The organism is Inquilinus sp., from assembly GCF_057815775.1.
Genome location: NZ_JBYRFX010000873.1, coordinates 1 through 2,588 on the forward strand (window position 1 = coordinate 1; position 2,588 = coordinate 2,588).

At 70.5% G+C, this 2,588-nt stretch carries 4 protein-coding genes; 3 read left to right on the plus strand and 1 reads right to left on the minus strand.

Annotated features, from left to right (window positions below):
- Nucleotides 1–196, minus strand: a 196-nt coding sequence (locus AC3XYG_RS31405; protein WP_489143817.1) for a PfkB family carbohydrate kinase, incomplete at its 3' end; no start/stop codon positions are given.
- Nucleotides 197–409: 213 nt separating this feature from the next.
- Here AC3XYG_RS31405 and AC3XYG_RS31410 point away from each other — a divergent pair.
- The 3 genes from AC3XYG_RS31410 to AC3XYG_RS31420 all read left to right on the plus strand — a co-directional run.
- Nucleotides 410–1,216 carry an MFS transporter gene (locus tag AC3XYG_RS31410; RefSeq protein ID WP_489143818.1) on the plus strand — a complete coding sequence of 269 codons (807 nt, stop codon included), beginning with the start codon at nt 410–412 and terminating at the stop codon, nt 1,214–1,216.
- On the plus strand, nt 1,213–1,722 hold the full coding sequence (locus AC3XYG_RS31415) for an MFS transporter (protein ID WP_489143819.1): 510 nt from the start codon (nt 1,213–1,215) through the stop codon (nt 1,720–1,722). Before AC3XYG_RS31410 ends, AC3XYG_RS31415 begins: the two co-directional genes overlap by 4 nt.
- 28 nt (nt 1,723–1,750) lie before the next feature.
- On the plus strand, nt 1,751–2,588 hold an 838-nt coding region (locus AC3XYG_RS31420), incomplete at its 3' end, for an amidohydrolase (protein ID WP_489143820.1).

The following is a 2,588-nucleotide window of genomic DNA, read 5'->3' on the forward strand; positions in this document are numbered from 1 at the left end:
GGCCGAAGCCGTCGTCGCCGACCGCGCCGGCCATGGCCACCCGCGCGCCGGCCCGCGCCGCCGCCACGGCCTGGTTCGAGCCCTTGCCGCCCGGCTTGGTGACATAGCCGTCGCACAGCACGGTTTCACCCGGCCGCGGCAACGCCGCCACCACCATCACCAGATCCATGTTGATCGAGCCGAAATCCAGGATCACGCGGCCAGTCCTCCCCTGAGAAGGCCGCGATCCTGGCGCGGCGCGGCGCGGAACGCAACGGCGCCAAAGATCCGGCCGCCCCGACCCGATCCCATAATCCTGCGCCGATAGGGATGAATTCACTTTCGCCCCCGGCGCGACACGGCCCAAACTCGATCCAGCGCAGCGGCCCGTGGAAGGCCGCGCGCAAAACAGTGGAAGCTGGAGAGCGACATGGCCCATTCGGCTGCGGCCCCGGATGTGCACCCGCCCGTGACGGCGCAGCGCGCGGCCCCGTCGACGCGGGCGATCGTCGGCACCGTGCTGGGCAACTGGCTGGAGTTCTTCGACTTCACCGTCTACGGCCTGTTCGCGGTGCTGATCGGCCGGCAGTTCTTCCCCGTCGACTCCGCCTCCGGCCAGCTGCTGTTGTCGCTCGCCACCTTCGGCGTCGGCTTCATCATGCGGCCGCTGGGCGGCATCGTCATCGGCGCCTATGCCGACCGAGCCGGGCGCAAGGCGGCGCTGAGCCTGACCATCGGGCTGATGGCGCTGGGCACCGCCCTGCTGGGGCTGACGCCGCCCTATGCCACGATCGGCGTGGCGGCACCGGTGCTGATCGTGCTGGCCCGGCTGCTGCAGGGCTTTTCCGCCGGTGGCGAGCTGGGCGCCGCCACCACCTATCTGGTCGAACAGGCACCGACCCATCGCCGCGGCTGGTACGGCAGCTGGCAATATGCCAGCCAGGGGCTGGCGACACTGGCCGGTGCCCTGATCGGCTTCGGCCTGTCCGCGGCCCTGTCGCCGGAGGCGATGGAGAGCTGGGGCTGGCGCGTGCCCTTCCTGCTCGGCCTGCTGATCGGGCCGGTCGGCCTCTATATCCGCCGGCACATGGACGAAACCGCCCACCCGGCCGCAGCCCACCGCACCGCCAGCGCGGTGCTGCAGACCCTGGTGTCGGGGCATGGCCCGCTGATCGTGATCGGCGTCCTGACCATCCTGGGCGGCACGGTGTCCAGCACGTCATCGGCAGCTACATGACCACCTACGCCATCCACACGCTGCACATGCCGGTCAACACCAGCATGCTGGCCAGCGTCGTCGGCGGCGTGGTCATCAGCCTCGGCGCCCTGCTGGGCGGCTGGCTGTCGGACCGGTTCGGCCGGCGGCTGGTGATGATCCTGCCGCGCGCCCTGCTGGTCGTGGCGGTCTATCCGGCCTTCCTGGTGATCACCGGGCAGCAGACCCCGGCGGCGCTGCTGTCGATGGTCGCGATCCTGTCGCTGCTGCAGGCGATCAGCGGCGCGGTCGGCATCGTCGCCCTGTCCGAATGCTTTCCGCGCGCCGTCCGCTCCTCCGGCCTGGCCATCACCTATGCCCTGGGCGTCACCCTGTTCGGCGGCACCGCCCAGTTCATCGTGACCTGGCTGATCGACGCCACCGGCGATCCGATGGCCCTGACCTGGTACCTGGTCGCCCCCAACCTGGTCACCACCCTGGCCCTGCTGGGCCTGCGCCCGCCGGGGGCGCGGGAACGGCTGAACTGATTTCCCGAAACCGACGCGAGAGACCGAGATGACCGATCCCAGGGACCCCAGCGCCATCCTGTCGGCGATCAAGGCCTATGAGCCCGAGCTGATCGCCATCCGCCGCGATATCCATGCCCATCCCGAGACCGGGTTCGAGGAGGTGCGGACCGCGGCGCTGGTGGCCAGGACGCTGCGCGGCTGGGGCATCGAGACGCATGAGGGCATCGCCAAAACCGGCGTGGTCGGCACGCTGAAGGGCAACCGGCCCGGCCAGCGGGCGGTGGCGCTGCGCGCCGACATGGACGCGTTGTTCATCGAGGAGAAGACCGGCCTGCCCTATGCCTCGACCGTGCCCGGCAAGATGCATGCCTGCGGCCATGACGGCCACACCGCCATGCTGCTGGGCGCGGCCCGCTATCTCTCGGAGAACCGGGACTTCGCCGGCACGGTGCACTTCATCTTCCAGCCGGCCGAGGAAGGGCTGGGCGGCGGCCAGCTGATGGTCGAGGAGGGGCTGTTCGACCGGTTCCCGGCCGATGCCGTCTACGGGATGCACAACAACCCGGGCCGGGCGGTTGGCGAATTCGGCATCCGGCCCGGCCCGATGCTGGCGGCCAGCGACACCTGGACCGTCACCTTCGGTGGCACCGGTGGCCATGGCGGGTCCGCCCCGCATCTGGCGACCGACCCGACGGTGGTGATGGCGCATTTCATCCTGGCGGCGCAGGCGATCGTGGGACGCAACATCCCGGCGGTGGAACCGGCCGTCATCAGCGTCGGCCACATCTCCGGCGGATCAGCCGGGTCACCCAACATCATCCCGCCGGAGGTGGTGGTGGCGGGCACCGCGCGCAGCTATTCACCCAAGGTGCGCGACACGCTGG

Coding starts and splice junctions, on each gene's coding strand:
- AC3XYG_RS31410 (WP_489143818.1), top strand. CDS start 410: ATGGCCCATTCGGCTGCGGCCCCGGATGTGCACCCGCCCGTGACGGCG.
- AC3XYG_RS31415 (WP_489143819.1), top strand. CDS start 1,213: ATGACCACCTACGCCATCCACACGCTGCACATGCCGGTCAACACCAGC.